The following is a 20,340-nucleotide window of genomic DNA, read 5'->3' as shown; positions in this document are numbered from 1 at the left end:
CGACCGTCGCCGGACCGACCCGCACCCGTCACCCACGGGCCACCGTCCCCACCTACGGTCCGGCCATGCGCCACGGACACCAGCACCCCACTCCCGCCCGGCTCGGCCGCCGCGCCCTTCTCGCGGCCGGCCTCGCCTCCGGCGCCCTCGCCGTCACCGCCGGAGTGGCCCAGGCGGCCCGCCCGGGCCCGGCCCGGGGCCCCCGGGACGAGGCACCCCGGGTGGTGGTCGCCACCAACGAACCGTGGGGGACCTACCACGTGGCGCCCCTGCTCGACGAGGCCCGGGCACGCGGCCTGGACCTGGTGCAGCTGGTGCCCGACCTCGACGGCGTCGCCCCGGACGACCCGGTGCCCGTGGCCACCCCCGACCAGGTCACGACGGCGGACCTGCTCGTCGTCACCGGCGCCGAGCCCTGGCCGGTGGAGTGCGTGGACCGGTTCCGCCGGCTGCCCGTCGCCGCCAGCACCCTCGCGTACCTGCGTCCGGAGGAGGCGGAAGGCGCCAACCGGGTGAGGTCCCGTATCCGGGCCGTCACCGCCTCGTCCCCGGCGGACGCCCGGTCGTTCGCCGCCCACCTGGGCACCTCCCGACGGATCGACGTCGTCGGCTCCCCGCAGACCGACTCGCTGCCCACCCGCGACCCCGAACCCGGCCTCGCGCTCGTCCTCACCAGCGTGACCCACCCCGACGAGACGGGCGGGGCGGCACCCGGCGCGCGACTGCTGCTGGAGGCGGCCAGCCGGCTGCGCGCCGCCGGCTGGCGGATCCTCGTCGGACTCCACCCCCGCGAGGACCCGGCGCTGTGGGGCGAGTACGAGATCAGCCCCGTCAGTTCCCTGGAGAGCTCGGCCAGGGCCGAGGTGGCGATCGGCATCCCCGGCACCGTCTTCCCGCTCATCGCCGCCGTCGGCACGCCCCTCGTCGGCTGCGTCGACCCGGGCCTGTCCGTCCCCGACCACCTGCGCGCGGTCTGCTCCGCGACCATCCAGGACGCCGACCGGGCGGCGTCCGAGGTGGAACGGGCGGCCCCGCCCGACCCCGCCGTGCTCGCCGACGCGGTCGGCCCGGTCGGCGGCTCGGCGCGGCGGCTCCTCGACGCGTGGCAGCGGGTCGCCGCCACGTCCCGACCAGGCTGACCCCCGCGACCCGGCCCGCCCCGCACCCCCGGGGCGGGGCGGCACCACCGGCGCCGCCGCCGGGACCGGGGTGCGGCCGGCGCGGCCGGTTCGGGGCGGCGACCGGGGACGCCCACGCCCGCGAACCCCCTGGCGACCGGGCCCGGGACACCTCGCCCCACCGCCGGGCCGACCAGGGGAGCCGGCGGACGACGCGATGTCCCCATCCGGACACGAGCCAATCGCTCGTTCGGCGGTTCCGGTCACCCGAGGTAGCACCGGCCCGCCGGCACCACTGCACCGTCCGCCGCCCACGCCTGCCCTGGAAGGACGAGCCGGTCCGGCATATCGGTGGACGAACGGGACCACCATTCGTTCGTCTCGAATCCGAACGATACGAAAAAGGAAAACCGTTAACCCGACGAGACGCATCCGCACTTCTGTCCTGCGCCGACGAAAGCCTCTACCGTGACGGCGAGGGACGGCCTGCGGAGGTTTGGTGAATCAACGGGGAACACCACTGCTCACCGTGCGCGGAATGTCGAGGAGTTTCGTCGGAATTCGGGTGTTGACCGAGGTCGACCTCGACCTCGCCCCCGGTGAGGTGCACGCCGTCGTCGGGGAGAACGGCGCCGGGAAATCCACGCTCATGAAAGTCATCGCGGGCGTGCACCAACCCGATTCGGGGCGGTTGGAGATCGACGGCGTACCCCACCGTTTTCCCGATCCGGCCTCGGCCCGCCGCGCCGGAATCGGCATCATCCACCAGGAACTCACCCTGTTGCCCGACCGGACCGTCGCCGAGAACGTGTTCCTCGGACGCGAACCCGTCGGGCGCGGCCCGCGACGGCTCCTCGTGGACCGCGCGGCGATGGTCGAACGCACCCGGGCCCTGCTCGCCGAGGTGGGAGCGGTCTCCTTCGACCCGGGCACCCTGGTGCGACGTCTCTCCGTCGCCCAACAACAGGTCGTCGAGATCGTCAAGGCCCTCGCCGGGGACGCGCGGATCCTCGTCATGGACGAGCCGACCGCCCCGCTGGCCGAACACGAGGTGGACCTGCTGTACGACCTGGTGCGGCGGCTCACCGCCCGGGGCATCGCCATCCTCTACATCTCGCACCGCATGCGGGAGATCTTCGACCTCTCCGACCGGGTGACCGTCCTCAAGGACGGCCGGGTCACCGGCACCCTGGCCACCCGCGACACCGACCGGGACGAACTCGTCCGGCTCATGGTGGGCCGCGAACTTCGCGACTACCACCCCCCGCTGGCCGCCCCCGGCGACCTCGGCGAGGTGCGGCTCGCCGTCCGGGGCGCCGGCAACGACCGGCTGCGGGACATCACCGTCGAGGTGCGGGCCGGGGAGGTGGTGGGGGTGGCCGGCCTCCAGGGATCGGGCCGCACCTCCTTCGCCCGGGCGCTGTTCGGGGCCGACCCCTTCACCACCGGGGAGATGTGGCTGGACGGGAGACCGGTGCGGCCGAACTCCCCGCGCGCCGCCATCCGCGCCGGCATCGCCCTGGTCACCGAGGACCGCAAGGGGCAGGGACTGGTGCTGCGGCAGCCGGTGCTGGACAACGCGCTGCTGGTGCTGCGGGCGGCCTTCGCCGGCCGCCGCCGGGCCGAGGTCGAGCCGGTGGAGGTCGGCGAGCTGCTCACCAGGCTCGACGTCCGGGCCGGGGCCAGCGACCGGGAGGTGCGGTTCCTCTCGGGCGGGAACCAGCAGAAGGTGGTGCTCGCCAAGTGGTTGGCGGCCCGCCCCCGGCTGCTCGTGCTCGACGAACCCACCCGGGGCGTGGACGTCGGCGCCAAGGCGGCGATCCACGAGTTCGTCCGCGACCTGGCACGGCACGGCCTGTCGGTGGTGATGGTGTCCTCCGAGCTGCCCGAACTGATCGGCATGAGCGACCGGGTCCTGGTGTTCCGGGACGGCACGATCAGCGGGGAGCTGCCCGCGCGGCCCAGCGAGGAACGGATCATGCGGTTGAGCACGGGCGCGGAGGTGGCGGTGTGACGGCCCCCTCGGTGACACCGACCGGCCGGTCCGGTGCCTTCGTCCGACTTCGACCGCGCGGGCCGGTGGCGGTCGTCTACCTCGCCCTGGTCGGCGTCTACCTGGTCGGGTGGCTGGCGGTCGCCGCGCGGGGCGGGGACTTCGTCACGGTGGGCAACACGGTCACCATCCTGCAGAACTCGGTGGCCCTCGGGTTGGTCGCCGTCGGGCAGACCTACGTGATCCTGGCCGGGTCGCTGGACCTGTCGGTGGCCTACCTGGTCAGCCTGACCAGCCTCGTCACCGCGCAGACCATGCAGACCGCCGGTGTCGTCCCCGGTGTGCTGGCCGCCCTGGCCGTGGCCGCCGTCGTGGGACTGGGCAACGGTCTCGTCGTCACCCGGCTCGGGGTGAACGCGTTCATCGCCACCCTGGGGATGGCGCTGATCCTGCGGGGCTACCTGGAGCACAACTACACCGGCCCGGCCGGGGCGGTGCCCACCTCGTTCCAGCACCTCGGCTACGACCGGCTCGGCCCGGTGCCGGTGTCGGTGTTCCTACTGGCGGCCACGGTGGCGGTCACCTGGTTCGTGTTGCGGCGCACCCGGCTGGGGCACCACATCTACGCGGTCGGCGGTGACGAGGAGGTCGCCCGGCTGTCGGGGGTGCCCACGACCCGGACCCGGGTGACCGCCCACGTCCTGTGCGCCCTGTGCGCGGGCCTGGCCGGGGTGTTCCTGGCGAGCCGGTTGGGCGCGGGTGCGCCGTGGGCGGGCACCGAGGCGCAGTACGACCTGGTGTCCATCGCGGCCGTCGTGCTCGGTGGCACCCTGCTGGCCGGTGGCCGGGGCGGGGTCGCCGGCACGGTCGGCGGGGTCCTGATCCTGGCCACCCTGGACACCGTGTTCGACCAGCTCGCCGTCGATCCCTTCTTCAAGAACGTGGTCCGGGGCGTCGTCATCGTCGTCGCGGTCGCTCTCTACGCGCGGCGCGGCGTCGGCGCCCGACGCCGCGGGACGCGGGGTGGGTCATGACGGGGACGGAGCCGGCGAGCGGCGCGGCGCACCCCCGGTGGCGGCCGGCCCCGCTGGCCGGGTTGCGGGCGGTGGCGCCGGTGCTGGTGCTGCTGGTCGCGTTGCTGGTCGCGTTGGCGGTCGTCGACCCCGGGTTCTTCGATCCGGAGCGGCTGCTGGCGTTCCTCCGGCGTTCCGCGCCGTTGGTGATCCTCGCGGCCGGGCAGTACCTGGTGATCGTCTCGGGTGGTTTCGACCTGTCGGTGGGGGCGGTGGTCAGCGCCGGGGTGGTCGTGGCGGCCGAGTTGTTCAACCTGGCTCCCGGACTGCCGTGGCTGGTGGTCGTGGCCGTGCTGCTCCTCGGGGGCCTGCTGGTGGGCGTGGTCAACGGCATCGTGTCCACCGTGTTCGCCGTGCCCTCCTTCATCGCGACCCTCGGCATGATGCTGGTCCTCCAAGGGGCGGTGTTCTTCTGGACGCAGGGCGCGCCCCGGGGGTACCTGCCGGAGGACTACCGGATGCTGGGGCGCTCCGCGGTCCCCGGCGCCGAGTGGCTGCCGTGGGCGGTGGTGGTGCTGGCCGTCGTCGGCGTCGCGGCCGTGCTGTTCATGCGCTCCGACACCGGCCGAACGCTGGTCGCCACCGGTGACAACGACGTCGCCGCCGGGCTGGCCGGGGTGCGGGTCGCCCGGTTGCGGATCCTGGCGTTCGCGTTGTCCGGAGTGGCCGCCGCGGTGGCCGCGATCCTCGTCGGCGGGTTCACCGGGGTGTCCGCGCAGGCCGGTTCCGGCTACGAGTTCCAGGCGATCACCGCCGTCGTGCTGGGGGGTGTCGCCCTCGGCGGCGGCCGGGGCTCGGTGGTCGCGGCGATGGCCGGCGCCTTCTCCCTCCAGGCCCTGTTCACCCTGCTGACCCTGCTGGGGGTGTCCGGCGCGTTGGAGTCGGCCGTGCAGGGCGTCATCGTCATCACCGCCGTCGCGGTCGGGGGGATCTCCTGGTCGCGGCGGGCCACGAGGACCCATCAACCCGTCAGGGAGTCGGTATGAGAACGAGAACGAGGACGGTCGGGGTGGCGGTCGCGGCGGCCGCGCTGCTCGTCGCCGGCTGCACCAGTGACCTCCCCGACGCCGGGTCGGGTCCCACCGCCGGGGACGAGACCGGGGCGGACGCCACCGCCTCCGAGTTCTTCGACCAGGCGGAGTACGAACGGCAGCTGGCGTTGCGGGAGGCCACCCCGGACGGTCCGGCGGACCGCCCGTGGGAGCAGGCGCTGGAACCGGAGTACGTGCCCACCGAGCAGTACCAGCAGGACGGGCCGTACCACCTGTGCTTCTCCAACGCCGGCCTGTTCAACCCGTGGCGGTCCGTGGGGTGGCGGACGATGCGGGCCGAGGTGGACCTGCACCCGGAGATCGCCGAGTTCACCGTGCTCGACGCCCAGGGCCAGGACGACAAGCAGATCTCCGACATCCAGTCGTTGGCCAGCCAGGACTGCGACCTGCTCATCGTCTCCCCAAACACCACGGCCACGTTGACCCCGGCGGTGGCCGCGGCCTGCGAGCGGCTGCCGGTCATCGTGTTCGACCGGGGCGTGGACACCGACTGCCCGGTCACCTTCATCAGCCCCATCGGCGGGTACGCCTACGGCGCGGCCGGCGCCGAGTTCCTGGCGGAGGAGGTGGAACCGGGCGGCCAGGTGTTGGCGCTGCGCATCTCACCCGGCGTGGACGTGCTCGAACACCGGTGGGCGGCGGCCGAGCGGGTGTTCGAGGACAGCGACCTGGAGGTCGTCGGCGTCCAGTTCACCGAGGACGACCCGGCGACGGTGAAGAACACCGTCTCGGACTACATCCAGCGGTTCGGCGGCTTGGACGGCGTGTGGATGGACGCGGGCGCGACGGCGGTGGCGGCGGTGGAGGCGTTCGAGGACGCCGGGGTACCGGTTCCCCCGATCACGGGTGAGGACCAGCAGGACTTCCTCCAGGCCTGGGACGAGCGGGGACTGACGGCGGTCGCCCCCGGCTACCCCACCTTCCAGTGGCGGACGCCGGTGCTGGCGGCGCTGCGGGTGCTCGGCGGCCAGGAGATCCCCGAGCAGTGGGTGCTGCCGCAGCCGGTGATCACCCAGGACACCCTCGACGACTACCTCCAACCGGACATGCCCCCGCAGCACTACGCGCTGTGCGGCTGCGAGGACCTGCCCGACTTCCCCGCCGCCTGGGGCGGGTGAGCACCCCACGCCAGGCAGTCGGGGACCCGGTGTGGTCGAGGACCGGTTCGAGACGAAGGGACGGGCATGTTCGCACTGGGCGCCAACACCTGGATCTGGGGTTCCCCGCTGGACGACGAGGCGGTGGCCACGCTGCTGCCCCGGCTGGCGGCCTGGGGTTTCGACGCGGTGGAACTCCCGGTGGAACAGCCGGGTGACTTCGACCCGGGGCGGGCCGCCGAGGTGCTCGCCGAGCGCGACCTGGACTGCGCCGCGGTGATCGCGGTGATGTCCGAGGGACGTGACCTGGTCGGTGCGGGAGCCGACGTCGAGGCGACCCAGGAGTACCTCCGGCACTGCGTGGACGTGGCCGTGCGGCTCGGGTCCGGCGTGGTGGGCGGCCCGACCTACGCCCCGGTGGGTGCGGCCTGGCGGATGGACCAGGCCGAACGCGCCGACGTCTACGCGCGGCTGCGGGCCGGCCTGCGGCCCGTGCTCGACCACGCCGCGGAACGGGGCGTGGTGCTGGCCGTGGAACCGCTCAACCGGTACGAGACGAGCGTGGTCAACACCGTCGACCAGGCGCTGACCGCCCTGCGTGGTCTGCCGGAGGAGGCGGTGGGCCTGATGGTGGACACCTACCACCTCAACATCGAGGAGCGGAGCCTGGCCGGGGCGGTCCACGCCGCCGGGCACCGGATCGCCCACGTCCAGGTCTGCGCCAACGACCGGGGCACCCCGGGAGCCGACCACCTGGACTGGGCCGGGTTCCTGGGCGCGTTGCGGGACGTGGGCTACCGGGGCGCGTTGTGCGTGGAGTCGTTCACCGCGCACACCGAGTCCATCGCCAGGGCGGCCTCGGTGTGGCGGCCGTTGGCCGAGTCGCAGGACGCGCTGGCCGTGGAGGGCCTGGCGTTCCTGCGGGGCGCCCTGACCCGGCTGGGCACCTAGGCGGGGGCGGCGTCCCGGCCTCGCCGCCCGCGAGGTCGCTCACCGCCGGGAACCTGGCCGGGGAAGGGAAGAGGAAGAGGAGAGGAAGGGAAGGGAAGGGGAGGGGAACGGAGCAGGACAGCATTCGTCGGCCGGCGAATTCCCGGACGCCGCACCTCGCCGGCGTGTGATCGCGCACCGCGTTTCTCCCCCTTTTCGTCAGAACAGTCGAGGTGGTCCCGACCGGCGATTCCCATGCCGGTCGGAATCGAGGCGTGCCCACGATGTTCCCGCTGGTGGGAAGGCCGGAAAATGGGGACGGAAAACGGGAAAACCGTTTTGTGTCATGGACATCACGATGTCGGATTCCTATGCTCGTGTTACCACCGCATGTCACGGTTGAGTCGCTGGCTGACCATTCGCCGGCGGTTCGCTCGGCACCAGAGAGGGAAGTCGTCTCCCCGTCGCGGTCGATGTCGGCTCGCGGCGGCGGTTCGTGACGCCTCCCGCCGGGTCCGGGAACCGGGAACGACCGCCTGACGGCGGTCCGCGGTGGACCATCCCGGGAGGCAGAGGAGGAGATCGGTGCGCCGCCGTTTCAGCGTCACCCTCGTGCTGGCCGCACTCGTGCCAGCGTTGTTCCTGGTCGCCCCGCCCAGACAGGCGGAAGCGTCCCCCCAGTTCACCGCCCTGCTGTTCACCAAGGCCGTCGGCTGGGTCCACGACTCCATCCCCGCCGGGATCGACATGGTGCACCGGCAGGCCGAGGAGCACGACTTCGACCTCGTGCACACCGACGACTCCGCCATCTTCAACGACGACGACCTCGCCCAGTTCGACGTCATCATCATGTTGCAGAACTCCGGGATGGTGTGGGAGACCGACGAGGAACGCGCCGCGGTGCAGGACTACCTGCGGGGCGGTGGGGGCATCGTCGCCATCCACAACACCCTGGACATGGGCATCGAGGACGAGTTCCCCTGGTGGGACGAGGTGATCAACGGCGGCCCGTCCATGCCCAGCCACTCACCGGGGACCCTGGACGGCACCGCCCGGGTCCTGGACCGCGTCCACCCCTCCACCCGGCACCTGCCGGACCGCTGGCAGCGGGCCGAGGAGTGGTACAACTTCGATTACAGCGCCCGGGGCAACGTGCACGTCCTCGTCGACGCCGACGAGCGGACCTTCAACCCCGGCGGCGACGCGATGGGGCCCGACCACCCCATCTCCTGGTGCCACACCCCCGAGGGCGGTCGGGTGTGGGCCACCGCGATGGGCCACGAGATCGCCTCCTTCACCGACGACCCCGAGTTCTACCAGCACGTCGTGGGCGGCACCCTGTGGGCCGCCGGGGTCGAGGCCGGCGACTGCGGCGGAACGGTGTGGGAGTACTTCGAGAAGACCCCGCTGGACACCGCCATCAGCGACCCGATGCAGCTGGGTGTGGCCGAGGACGGCCGGGTGTTCTTCGCCGAACGCGGCGGCGCCGTCAAGGTCTTCGACCCCGCCACCAACGCGACCACCACCGCGCACCGGCTCGACGTCTACACCGGCGGTGAGGACGGCCTGGTCGGCCTGGCCCTCGACCCGGACTTCGCCGAGAACGACTGGATCTACCTGTACTACTCGCCGATCGACAGCGAGGAGGACGTCAACCGGCTGTCCCGGTTCACCGTGGCCGGCAACGCCCTCGAACCGGCCACCGAGGAGGTGCTGTTGGAGGTGCCCGGCTACCGCAGCCGCACCTACCCGGAGCCGGGGCACACCGGCGGCGCGTTGGCCTTCGGCCCGGACGGCACCCTCTACCTGGGCGTCGGAGACGACGTCGCCCCCAACCTGTCCCCGGACTGGCAGGGCTACGCCCCCATCGACTGGCGTGAGGGCCAGGAGATGCTGGACGCGGCCCGCACCTCCGGCAACACCAACGACCTGCGCGGCAAGATCCTGCGGATCCAACCGTTGGACGAGGGTGGCTACGCCATCCCCGAGGGCAACCTGTTCCCCCCGGGCACGGCCGACACCCTGCCCGAGATCTACGCGATGGGTTTCCGCAACCCGTTCCGGTTCAGCGTGGACCAGGAGACCGGCTACCTGCACGTCTCCGACTACGGGCCCGACCGGGGCGGCCCCACCACCGACCGGGGCCCCGAGGGCCTGGTCGAGTACAACCTGCTGAAGGAACCGGGCAACTACGGCTGGCCGTTCTGCCACGGCGACAACCAGCCCTACGCCCCCTACGACCCCGACACCGGTGAGGTCGGCGAGAAGTTCGACTGCGACAACCTGGTGAACGAGTCGCCGAACAACACCGGCCTGGTCGAGCTGCCCCCGGCCCAGGCCCCGCTGGTCTGGTACGGCTACGACGAGTCGCCGCACTTCCCCGAGCTGGGCTCGGGCGGCAGCGGGCCGATGAGCGGCCCGGTGTACCGGTACGACCCGGACAACCCGTCGGAGACGAAGTTCCCCGAGTACTACGACGGCGCCCACTTCCTCTACGAGTGGACCCGGGACTACGTCAAGGAGATCCGCCTCGACGAGGACCACGAACTGCTCAAGATCAACGACTTCCTCGACGACGAGGAGTTCCGCAAGCCGATGGACATGGGCTTCGGCCCCGACGGCGCCCTGTACGTGCTGGAGTGGGGCAGCCAGTTCGGCGGCGGGAACTCCGACGCCGGGCTGTACCGCATCGAGTACAACCAGGGCCAGCCCAAACCGGTCGCCGTGGCCAGCGCATCCCGCACCAACGGGGGACTGCCGCTGGACGTGGCGTTCTCCAGCGAGGGCAGCTACGACCGGGGCGGCGGTGACTTGGAGTTCGCCTGGGACCTGACCGGGGACGGGGTGGTCGATTCCACCGAACCCAACCCCGAGCACCGCTACTCCCGGCGGGGCGTGTACCGGGCGCAACTGGTGGTGACCAACCCCGACGGGGCCAGCGCCCACGCCAACCTGGAGATCACCGTCGGCAACACCGCCCCCGAGGTGTCGGTGGACTGGCCGCCGAAGGGCGGGTTCATCGAGTTCGGTGACGACGTGTCCTACGAGGTCTCGGTCACCGACGTCGAGGACCGGCACACCGACTGCGACCGGGTGCTGGTGAACCCGGCGCTGGGCCACGACGACCACGAGCACCCCACCGAGGACCTGCCCGGCTGCGGGAACACCGTGAACACGGCTGACCTCGGCGGGCACCCGGAGGGCGCCAACCTCTACTACGTGCTCAACGCCCGCTACACCGACGACGGCTGGTTCGACCAGGCGCCACCGTTGACCGGCTACGACAAGGTGATCCTCCAACCCAAGCACAAGCAGGCCGAGTACTTCACCGACTCCAGCGGGGTGCGGGTGGTCCGCGACGAGGGCGCCGAGTCGGGCGCACGGGTGGGTGACGTCAGCGACGGCGACTGGATCGCCTTCGACCCGATGAACCTGGTCGGCATCGACGCGGTGAGCTACCGGGTGTCCTCGGTCGCCTCGGGTGGGTCGATCGAGCTGCGGTTGGACTCCCCCGACGGCGAGCTGGTGGCCACCACCGAGGTCCCCAACACCGGCGGCTGGTCCAGCTACGAGTCGACGGAGGTCACCGCGCTGCCGGAACTGGACACCACGCACACCGTGTACCTGGTGTTCCGGACCGGGACGAACAACAGCTTCGACCTGGACTCCCTGCTGTTCGAGGGAGCCGGAGTGGGGGTGCCCCCGGCGAGTTGAGCGCCGGAGGTCGCGGCGGACCCAGGTGACCGGCCGAGGGCCGGCTGACCGAGGGCCGCCGTGCCCACGGGATCGGTGCGGACACGCGGTGGCGGGTGGGCGGGGTGCCCACCCGCCACCGCCGCACCGCGTCCGGTGCGGGAGCCGCGACGACCGGGACGGGGCCAGCGGTGGGCCGGGCGGGTGACCCGGCGGACCCACCACACGCGGGGTGCTCCGCCGGGACGAACCGCCGACGCTGGTCCTCGGTTCCGGACCGGCGAGCCGGTCCTCCCGGGGGCGGGCGCTTCGCCGGTCCGCCCTCCTCGCCCCCTCCTCGTCCCCAGCTCGTCCCCGGGCTCAGCCGCAGACGAGCTGCCGGATCTGGCGCACCAGGTCCTCGGCCTCCGAACCGCCGATCGCCCGCAGCGTGTCGTCCCCCCGGTCGCTGGGGTTGAGGACGGCCTTGACGATGTCGGCGACCCGGCTGCCCAACAGGTAGAGCCGGACCACGTCCTCCTGGTTGGGCGGGAGCTCCCGGGGCAGGTGCCCGAGACCGTGCGATTCGAGCTTCCGGCTGATGTCGCTGCGCACGTGCACCCCGAGCCGTCCCGCCCCCTGGATCTTCTTCAGCGTGTCCATCGTCGTCTTGTGCAGCCCGTCGTTGTTGGTGACGGCGGTGCGAAGCTCCTCGTAGGTGTTCACCGTTCCCCCAGGATCACGTGGTCAGCTCTACTGATCATCAATGTGGAAGATGACACCCGGCGGAACAAGGGCCACCTGGCTGAAACCTTTCCGCGAACCTCGGTGGCCCAGTTCCCGCGCACTGAGGGAAATGCCGGCCCGGTTCCGTCAACCGTTCTCGCCCGACGACTTCCGGGGATCCGGGCGACGGTGTCGGGGCAGGAAGCTCTCCACCTCCAGGCGCCGACGGGAACCGGTCACCGGCGGTGCCACGCGAGCAACCCGCGGCTCCGCTGCCACCGGGGACCTGACCCACTCGTCAACGACCCGGTCGTCGCCGAGGCCCATCGGTGGACGGAGACCCACGGGCAGCGCGACCCACCGGGTCGACCGCCCCCGCCAGGACTCGGCTGACCGGCCCAGCCGCCCGAGTGCGCGGCCCACCACTGCCCACGGCCGCCGCGAACCAGGTCAGTCGGCGTCCGCTTCAGGCGCGAACCCGTCGTAGTCGGCCAACCACCCCAACGCCCGGTAGTCACCGCGCCAGGTGAACACCGCGGCCCCCCGATGCCGCACCGGGCCCTCCGGGTAGTGCGACTCCGCCTCCCCCCGGTGCAGGGGTGTCAGGTGGAACGCCCGACCGGCCCAGGTCGCCAACACGCACCCGGTGGGCCCGGTCGCCCGCACCAGGTCCCCCAGCTCCTCCACCTGCACCCGGGTCGCCCGATCCCGCAGCAGCGCGGCGTAGTCGGCCTCGTCGAGCCGGCAGTTCCTCGGCATCCCCGACGAGGTCCAGTCGGGACTGGTCAGGCCCCGCGCGGTCGCCGCCCGGAACAGGGGAGGCACCCCGTCGGCCGCGTGCACCGGAGTCGCCATCTGCTCGACCATCCACAACAGCCGGCCGGCCCCCCGGGACGGTTGGCAGCGCCGCCAGCGCACCCGCCGGCCCAGGTCCGCCGCCACGATGGCCACCCACGGGTGAACGGTGCCCAACTGGCCCTGGGTGCCCAACCAGTGCAGGTAGCGCGGCGCCTCCTCCAGCACGGCGTACATCGTCGGGTAGGGGATGCCGCCGATCACCCGGGCCCGGGGGTGGAACGACCGGGGGCTGTTGGCGACGGTGAGCAGCACGGCGCGGGCCAGGTCGCCCTGCGCGTAGGCGGTGTGGCTGACCAGCGGCCCCCGCCCCGCCCCGGCCCGGGGCTCCGGATCGGGGGTGACGTCCAGCCGCCCACCGGTGGCCAGCAGTCGGGCCACGGTGGGTTTGATGTCCTCGCTGACCGGGGCGTTCAGCAGGCGGGGGACCACGCCGGCGAGGGTGTCCACCAGCACGCGTTCCGCGGCGTCGGCGTCACCGGGCACGGCCGCCCTGGCCAACGCGGTCCGCAACTGTTGACCCACGGTCGTGGACACCATGAGCCGCGCGGTCAGCACCCCGAGCTCGGTCGGGGTGAACCGTTCGACGCCGTCGGACCCGGTGGTCGCGGTCAGGAAGTCACCGTCCACCAGGAACGACAGCGCCTGCCGCAGGGGCGCGAGGCTCCGACTGCCCTGGTGGTGGGCCAGGGTCCCCACCCACCACGCCTCGGCCTCCTCCACCGTGGAGAGGCGCTGTTGCACGGCCTCGGCGAGCACGTGGTCGGGCAGGCTGGACTGGATCTGGGAGGACACGGTGTTCCCGGCGACCAACCGCCCCTGCCACCGGGGCCGTTCGGTCTCGTCCACCACCAGGAACGCCCAGCCCTGGTCCTCACCCGCCCCCACCCGGCCGGCCCGGCCGAACATCTGCTGGACGGTGGCCACGTCGATCTCGTCGAAGCCGACCTGGGTGTCGCGGACGACCACCGCCCGGGCCGGCAGGTTCACCCCGGCCGCGACGGTGGAGGTCGCGACCAGCACCGACAGCTCCCGGGACCGGAATCCACGTTCGGCCTCGCGCCGGTGGTCCCAGCCCTTGTAGTGCAGGCCCACGCCCGCCCCCAGGCACACCTCGTGCAGCCGTTCGAGGTCGTCCGGGTGCACCCCGTCGGTGCGGGCACCCCGGCTGGCGGCGATGATCAGGGCGGTGCGGCGCACCGACCGTTTGCTGCCGCAGAACACCAGGACGCTGCCGCCGTCGGCGGTGACCCGGTCGGTGATGCTCGCCGCCAACCGGGTGCGGGTCGCGTCGGTTGCAGCCCAGTCGCCGCTGATCGGGATCATGGGCAGCTGCCAGGTGAGGCGGCTCGGCCGCCAGCCGATGCGCACCAGCCGCGCCCCCAACCAGGTCGCCACCTGGTCGGCGTTGGACACCGTGGCCGACAGGCCCACCAGGCGCAGCGCCGTGGCGTCGCCCCGCATCCGGGCGAGCAGCGCCTCCAGCACCGGGCCCCGGGTCTGGTCGCCGAGCAGGTGGATCTCGTCGACGATGACGCAGCCGACCTCGTCCAGCGCCTCCCGCAGCGACGAGGTCCGGCAGATGGCCTCGAACTTCTCCGTGGTGGCCACCCACAGGTCGGCGTCGCGGACCCGGCCGACGTCCACGCTGTACTCGCCGGAGAGCCGTTCCACCCGCAGGCCGTGCCCGCGCCACCCCTGGAGTTCCTGGTCGAGCTCGTCGGTCAGGGACCGTTGCGGCACCAGCCAGGCCGCCTTGCGGCCCTGCCCCAGGATGGCCCGCAGGGCGGCGGCCATGCCGATGACCGTCTTGCCCGACCCCGTGGGTGCCACCACCATCAGGTGGCCGTCGTGGTCGACGACGTGCGGGACCGCCTCGGCCTGGGCCGGGTTGAACGTCGGGAAGGGCAGGAACCGCGCCCACTCCGGGGGCGTGAGTTCGGCGACCGGGACGGTGGTCCCGGCGGCGGGACCGGTGTCGGCGTGGGCGTGCCAGAGCAGGTCGAAGGCCTCCCGCGCCGCCTCGGCGGACCGCCCGTCGGTGCGGACGAGCCGGGCCGGCCCGACGCGACCCAGGTCGCACTCGGCGCTGATGACGGTGAGCCGGTCGCGGCCCCGCGCGTCCTGGTACTCGGCGATCGTCTCCTGTTCCAGGAGGTAGGGCACCTGGCGCACCGGGATGGAACTGGCCGCCAACTTCTCCCGCAGCACGGTGAAGCGGTCGTCGGCGGGCAGCAGCACCCGGAACTCGGTGTCGCCGGGCACCTCGGCCGGCAGGGCGTCCGGGTCGGTGATCTTCATCCACTGGCGTCGCGGGATGGTCCCGCCCACCGGCCGCCACAGTTCGTCGGCCGGGAGTGACACAGTGGACCTCTCTCCTCGGCGACGGGTGCAGCGCAGTATAGCCAGCCGGGAAACCGCTGGTAGACAAGGGTTTCCGCGTCGGCGGCCGTGGGTGCGCGGGGCAGTGGTCGCGGGTGTCGGGGGCGGTTCGGCGACCCCCGTCCTCGAACTCGTCATCAGCCGGTGCACCGGGCCGGCGGTGGCGTGGACGTCGCCGAGACCACCCGGTCGGCTCGGCCCGGCGTGGCCGGTCGGGGAACTTCCACCGCCGGGACTCCCTGCCCGTCGGCGTCCCCCCGCGCCTCTTCCGGAAGCCCAGGACGACGGGGGAACCGGGGGCCCCGCCGTCACGGGAACGTCCACACCGGTCGGCGGGCGGCCCCGGGGACGCCGAGGACCTCGTGCCGCCCGTCGGCCACGGCGGCACCGGTGCGCCGGCGGCCCTCGGCGCAGGACGCACCGAGAACCCGGGCCGACCCGGCCCACGAACTCCGAAACCCGACCGGCCCCACCACGGCCCGGTCCGGGCGTCGCTGCCCCGCGCCAGGTGGCCACGGTCATCCGCGTCGACGCGACCGGCTCGCCGGTTCCGGCGCACCCCGCTCGGCGACCACCGCCGGACCCGTGGGTTCCGGCCCGGGCCGCGACCGGACGCGGACGGCGAGCCCCGCGCAGGCGATGACGGCCGCACCGGCCAGGGCGGTCCGCCAGCCCAGGACCTCACCCAACAGCACCGCCGCCCACGCCACGCTGAGCACCGGTTGGACGAGCTGGACCTGGCTGACGCTGGACATCGGACCGATCGCGAGCCCCCGGTACCAGGCGAAGAAGCCGAGGAACATGCTCACCAGGGAGAGGTAGGCGAACGCCGCCCACCCGGCCGCATCGCCGGTCAACGGTTGCCGGGCGATCGACAGGCCGGTGAACGCGACCATCAGCGGCGCTGCCACCACCAGCGCCCACGAGATCGTCTGCCAGGCGCCGAGTTCCCGGGCGAGCAGCCCGCCCTCGGCATAGCCGATGCCGCCCGCGACGACCGCGCCGAGCAGCAGCAGGTCAGCCCAGTTCGGACCGTCGAGCCCGCCGCCCCGGGTGGCGGTGAACAGGACGGTGACCGCCGCGCCGGCCACCGCGACCACCCAGAACGCCCTGGGCGGGCGTTCACCGCCCCGCAGGACCGCCAGCACCGCCGTCGCGGCGGGCAGCAGCGCGATCACGACCGCGCCCTGGCTGGCGGGAACCGAGGTGAGCGCGAAGGACGTGAGCACCGGGAAGCCGACGACGACGCCCCCGGCGACGACGGCGAGGCGGAACCACTGGCGGCCCCGGGGGAGCCGCTGCCGGGTGAGGCCCAACGCGGCCGCCGCGAGCACCGCCGCGACGACCGCCCTGCCGCTGCCGACGAACAGCGGCGACATCCCCGCGCCCTCCACCGCGATCCGCGTGAGCGGAACGGTGAAGGAGAACGCGGTAACACCGAGCAGACCCCAGCCCAGACCGGCCCACGACGGCGATAGCGGAGCCCGCGGAGCGGGAGTAGCGCTACTCTGATTCCTCATGTCCCACGATAGCGGAACGCGGATCGCGGCGGACCTGCGCGCGTGGATCGCGGCGGCCGCCCCCGGCACGCGACTGCCCTCCACCCGGACCCTGGTGGCCCGGTACGGGGCCAGCCCGATCACGGTGCAGCGGGCGCTGCGGGTCCTGGTGGACCAGGGCGTGGTGGAGACCCGACCGGGGGTGGGGAGCTTCGTCCGGGCACCCCGGATCGCCCGGCCACGGGACTACGGATGGCAGACGGCGGCGCTGGGGGCGCCGGCCACCCGCCCCCCGGTCTCGACGGCACTGCGCAGCACCCCCAACGACGTGACCGCGTTGAACTCCGCCTACCCCGACCGGGAACTGCTGCCCGAGCGCCTGGTCCGGGCGGCGTTCACCCGCGCGGCCCGGGGCGACGTCGCGCTCACCCGCCCCCCACCCGCCGGCCTGCCCGAACTCCAGGCGTGGTTCGCCGCCGAACTCGCCGCCGCCACCCCCGGCGGTGTCTCGCCACCCACCCCCGGGGACGCCATCGTCCTGCCCGGCAGTCAGAGCGGCCTCGGATCCACCTTCCGCGCGCTGGTCGGAGCCGGACAACCCCTCCTGGTGGAGTCGCCCACCTACTGGGGGGCGATCTCGGCGGCGGCGCGCACCGGCGTCCAGCTGGTGCCCGTCGCCAGCGGGGCGCACGGCCCCGACCCCGACGAGGTCGCCGACGCGTTCGCCCGGACCGGGGCCCGCGTGTTCTACGCCCAACCGCACTTCGCCAACCCCACCGGGGCCCGCTGGTCGCCCGACCTCGCCGAGCGGATCCTCGACGTCGTGCGCCGCCACCGCGCGTTCCTGGTCGAGGACGACTGGGCCCACGACCTCGGCATCACCGCCGAGTCGGCTCCCCTCGCCGCCCGGGATGACGCCGGCCACGTCGTGTACCTGCGGACGTTGACCAAGAGCGTCTCCCCCTCGGTCCGCGTCGCCGCCGTCCTCGCCCGGGGCCCGGTGCGGGAACGGCTGCTCGCCGACGTGCAGGCGGAGTCGTTGTACGTCAGCGGCCTGCTCCAGGCCGTCGCCCTCGACGTCGTCACCCAACCCGCCTGGCGAACCCACCTCCGGTCGCTGCGCCGGGCGCTCGCCGCCCGCCGTGACCTGCTGGCCGACGCGCTCCACGAGCACGTCCCCACCGCCAGGGTGGAGGCGGTGCCCGAGGGCGGGCTGGGGCTCTGGGTGCGCCTGCCCGACGCCGTGGACGTGCACCGGCTCGCCCGGGACTGCGAGGCTGAGGGGGTGGTGGTCGTCCCGGGGGACGGCTGGTTCCCCGCCGAGCCGACCGGCTCCTACCTGCGGCTCACCTACTCGGGGCCGGACCCGGGCGCCTTCCCCGACGCCGCGCGCCGACTCGGGGATGCGGTGGCCCGACAGCTGCCCTGAGCGGGGACGCGCCGGACGTCACCCCCGGATCGGCGGGGCGGGCTCGCGCACCGCCCGGGAGACGCGCGTGCGCGCGCCGGTGGTTCCGCGACCGTCCTGGACCACCCGCCGACCACGCGGTGGTGCCACTCGTCACGTCGGACGGGCCGTCGTGGGTCGGCTGGGGGCCGCGACCCGGTCGTGCGGTGGGGGTTGGCCCGGGACGGCCGGAAAGAGAGCAACGGACCGGTGTGCGCGGGCGAACACGCGGGTGACATCCTGGGTGGCACCCGACCCGAACCCGCAACCTGGTCGGGCCGCCCGTCAGCCCGGCGCCTCGGGCCGCACCGGAGCCCAGGCTCCAGCGCGGGCGGTCGCCACCAGGGGGTTCCCGCCGCCGTCGACCAGGGATCGCCCGTGTCCGTGACACCCACCGCCCCGTCCGCCGCGCCCATCGAGGAGCTCAAGGACGAGGTCGCCGCCCGGTTCGCCGACGTCCCGCTCCGGATCGGCACCAGGACCTCCCCGCTGGCCCGAGCCCAGACCGACCAGGTCATCGCCGCGGTGCGGTCGGTCCTGCCCGACCTGCCGGTCGAGACGGTGGGCATCGAGACCAGCGCCGACCGCTGGCACGGCAACCTGGCCGAGCTGGGTGGCAAGGGCGCGTTCACCAAGGAGATCGACGGGGCGTTGGTGGCCGGTGAGGTCGACCTCGCCGTGCACTCGATGAAGGACGTCCCCGGCGACGTTCCGCTGCCCGCCGGCACCGAACTCGGGGCGTTCCTGCCCCGGGGGGACACCCACGACGTGCTGATCTCCCGCACCGGGGTCGGGCTGGGTGAGCTGCCCGAGGGGGCGCGGGTCGGGACCTCGGCGGTCCGCCGCCGCTCCCAGCTCGGGCTGTACCGGTCGGACCTGCGCATCGACCGGATCCGGGGCTCGGTCAACGCCCGGTTGGCCAAGCTCGACGCCGGGGAGTTCGACGCCATCGTCCTGGCCAGGGTCGGGTTGGAACGCATCGGCCTGACCGACCGGATCACCGAGGTGCTGTCCACCGTCTGGTCGGCCGGTTCCCGGCCCTCGATGGTCCCCGCCTGCGGGGCCGCGGTGATCGGCGTGCAGGCCCGGGTCGAGGACCAGGCCGTGATGCGGCTGCTGGCACACCTGGGCGACGAGGAGACCACCCGGTGGGTGTCGGCGGAGCGGACCGCCCTCCACCTGCTCTCCGGCCACTGCAACAGCCCCATCGCCCTGCACTGCACCACCACCGACGAGGGCCGGCTCGCCCTCTCCGGCCTGGTGTTCTCCGAGGACGGGTCAGGGTGGGTGCGGTCGCACGCCACCGGCGTGGCCGACGACCCGGTGGGCCTGGGCGCCCGGGTCGCCGACGACCTGATCAGCCAGGGCGCCCGGGAACTCATCGGCGACACCCGGCACTGACGGCCCCGCGAAGGGGAACCGCCGCCCGGTTGCCCGGTTGCCCGACACCCGCCGCCGCTGGTCGCTCAGGCGAGGGTGTGGGCCAGCACCGCGTCCGCGATCGGGTCGAGCGCCCGCCGGACCGGGGCGTGGCCCAACCCGGGGATCGTGACCAGCCTCGTCGCGCCGACGACCTGGTCCAGGTGCCGGGCGTGGACCGGAGGGACGACCGGGTCGGCCGGAGCCTCGATGACCAGGGTGGGCACCGTGTTCGCCGCGAGCTGGTCGGTGCGGAGCAGACCGGACTGGTCGGCCAGCGCGTGCGCCCACGAGTCGTCCCACCGCCCGCTGTGGGCGATGATCCGCTCCTCCCTGGTACGGAAGTCCGCGGCGTCCAGGGGGAGCGGCCCCGGGTTCATGCGCCGCCACTTCTCGACCCGTTGGTCGAGCTCCGCCTCCAGGTCGGGCCGAGGGGTGAGCCCGCTCAGCCAGCCGATCAGCTCCTCGTCCGGTCCCGGGAGCTCCTCGACCGGGGTGGTGGCTCCGTCGTCGTGCCGCAGCGGGGTGGTGCTCATCGCGAAGGTGCTCCACAGGCTGGCGGTGCGCAGCCGGTCGGGGTGGTCGGCGAGCAGGAGCTGGGTGAGGATCCCGCCCATCGACAGGCCGAAGACGTGGGCGCGGTCCACGTCGAGCGCGTCGAGCACTCGGACCGCGTCCTCGGCCAGCTCGGCGAGCGGGTAGGGGGCCTCGTCGAACACGCGGGTGGAGGCCCCGGTGTCCCGGTGGTCGTACCGGATCACCTGGTGGTGGGCGGCGAGCCGGTCCACCAACGGGTCCGGCCAGCTCAGGCCTGGTTCGCTGGCGCCCATCACGAGGAGCAGTGCCGGGGCGCGCGGGTCGCCGCGCCGTTCGGTCCACAGCCGCACACCCGGTGCGACGGTCACCGTGGTCTCGACAGGGGTCGTCATCCCCACCTCCGAACACGGGACGTCTCGTCGTGTCCTGCTCATCGTGGCCGACCGCGACATCCCCTGCCGGAACGGTACGTCCCGTCTCGTGTCCTGGTGGTCCGCGCCTCCCGCCGACCCGGCGAGTTCACCCGCCACCGGGGCCATG

At 73.5% G+C, this 20,340-nt stretch carries 13 protein-coding genes; 9 read left to right on the top strand and 4 right to left on the bottom strand.

Going from position 1 to position 20,340, the window contains the following annotated elements:
* Window positions 1-65: 65 nt before the first annotated feature.
* The 7 genes from C1701_RS01820 (at window position 66) to C1701_RS01790 (ending at window position 10,977) form a co-directional block, all read left to right on the top strand.
* Window positions 66-1,139, top strand: coding sequence for a hypothetical protein (locus C1701_RS01820; protein ID WP_337662074.1), 1,074 nt, complete (start codon window positions 66-68; stop codon window positions 1,137-1,139).
* 517 nt (window positions 1,140-1,656) lie between these two features.
* Complete coding sequence (locus tag C1701_RS01815; RefSeq protein WP_211256643.1) at window positions 1,657-3,132, top strand: sugar ABC transporter ATP-binding protein; 1,476 nt, start codon at window positions 1,657-1,659, stop codon at window positions 3,130-3,132.
* On the top strand, window positions 3,129-4,145 hold the full coding sequence (locus tag C1701_RS01810) for an ABC transporter permease (RefSeq protein ID WP_103055406.1): 1,017 nt from the start codon (window positions 3,129-3,131) through the stop codon (window positions 4,143-4,145). Before C1701_RS01815 ends, C1701_RS01810 begins: the two co-directional genes overlap by 4 nt.
* On the top strand, window positions 4,142-5,170 hold the full coding sequence (locus C1701_RS01805) for an ABC transporter permease (protein ID WP_103055405.1): 1,029 nt from the start codon (window positions 4,142-4,144) through the stop codon (window positions 5,168-5,170). Before C1701_RS01810 ends, C1701_RS01805 begins: the two co-directional genes overlap by 4 nt.
* A complete protein-coding gene (locus C1701_RS01800) occupies window positions 5,167-6,354 on the top strand; it encodes a substrate-binding domain-containing protein (RefSeq protein WP_103055404.1) in 1,188 nt (395 codons plus the stop codon). Before C1701_RS01805 ends, C1701_RS01800 begins: the two co-directional genes overlap by 4 nt.
* Window positions 6,355-6,420: 66 nt before the next feature.
* Window positions 6,421-7,284: a sugar phosphate isomerase/epimerase family protein gene (locus tag C1701_RS01795; protein ID WP_030106560.1), complete on the top strand. Its 864-nt coding sequence runs from the start codon at window positions 6,421-6,423 to the stop codon at window positions 7,282-7,284.
* A gap of 564 nt (window positions 7,285-7,848) precedes the next feature.
* Window positions 7,849-10,977 (top strand): ThuA domain-containing protein, encoded by a 3,129-nt coding sequence (locus tag C1701_RS01790; protein WP_337662073.1) that lies wholly within the window; start codon window positions 7,849-7,851, stop codon window positions 10,975-10,977.
* Between the two features lie 339 nt (window positions 10,978-11,316).
* On the opposite strand, the gene C1701_RS01785 is transcribed toward C1701_RS01790, so the two are convergent.
* The 3 genes from C1701_RS01785 to C1701_RS01770 form a co-directional block, all read right to left on the bottom strand.
* On the bottom strand, window positions 11,317-11,661 hold the full coding sequence (locus C1701_RS01785) for a hypothetical protein (protein ID WP_026420502.1): 345 nt from the start codon (window positions 11,659-11,661) through the stop codon (window positions 11,317-11,319).
* Between the two features lie 450 nt (window positions 11,662-12,111).
* Complete coding sequence (locus C1701_RS01775; protein ID WP_051314344.1) at window positions 12,112-14,880, bottom strand: DEAD/DEAH box helicase; 2,769 nt, start codon at window positions 14,878-14,880, stop codon at window positions 12,112-12,114.
* A gap of 536 nt (window positions 14,881-15,416) precedes the next feature.
* Window positions 15,417-16,418, bottom strand: a complete 1,002-nt coding sequence (locus C1701_RS01770) for a DMT family transporter (RefSeq protein ID WP_103055403.1) — start codon at window positions 16,416-16,418, stop codon at window positions 15,417-15,419.
* Here C1701_RS01770 and C1701_RS01765 point away from each other — a divergent pair.
* Both C1701_RS01765 and hemC read left to right on the top strand, forming a co-directional pair.
* Window positions 16,417-17,826 carry an aminotransferase-like domain-containing protein gene (locus tag C1701_RS01765; protein ID WP_103055402.1) on the top strand — a complete coding sequence of 470 codons (1,410 nt, stop codon included), beginning with the start codon at window positions 16,417-16,419 and terminating at the stop codon, window positions 17,824-17,826. The two genes, C1701_RS01770 and C1701_RS01765, sit on opposite strands and share 2 nt — an antisense overlap.
* Window positions 17,827-18,222: 396 nt before the next feature.
* On the top strand, window positions 18,223-19,245 hold the full coding sequence (gene hemC, locus C1701_RS01760; protein WP_211237618.1) for a hydroxymethylbilane synthase: 1,023 nt from the start codon (window positions 18,223-18,225) through the stop codon (window positions 19,243-19,245).
* Window positions 19,246-19,310: 65 nt separating this feature from the next.
* Here the strand turns inward: hemC and C1701_RS01755 are convergent, their stop codons facing one another.
* Window positions 19,311-20,192 carry an alpha/beta fold hydrolase gene (locus C1701_RS01755; RefSeq protein WP_030106568.1) on the bottom strand — a complete coding sequence of 294 codons (882 nt, stop codon included), beginning with the start codon at window positions 20,190-20,192 and terminating at the stop codon, window positions 19,311-19,313.
* Window positions 20,193-20,340 lie beyond the last annotated feature (148 nt).

Source organism: Actinoalloteichus sp. AHMU CJ021, assembly GCF_002895405.1.
GTDB classification, from domain to species: domain Bacteria; phylum Actinomycetota; class Actinomycetes; order Mycobacteriales; family Pseudonocardiaceae; genus Actinoalloteichus_B; species Actinoalloteichus_B caeruleus.
This window is presented reverse-complemented; position numbering and strand designations above follow the sequence as displayed.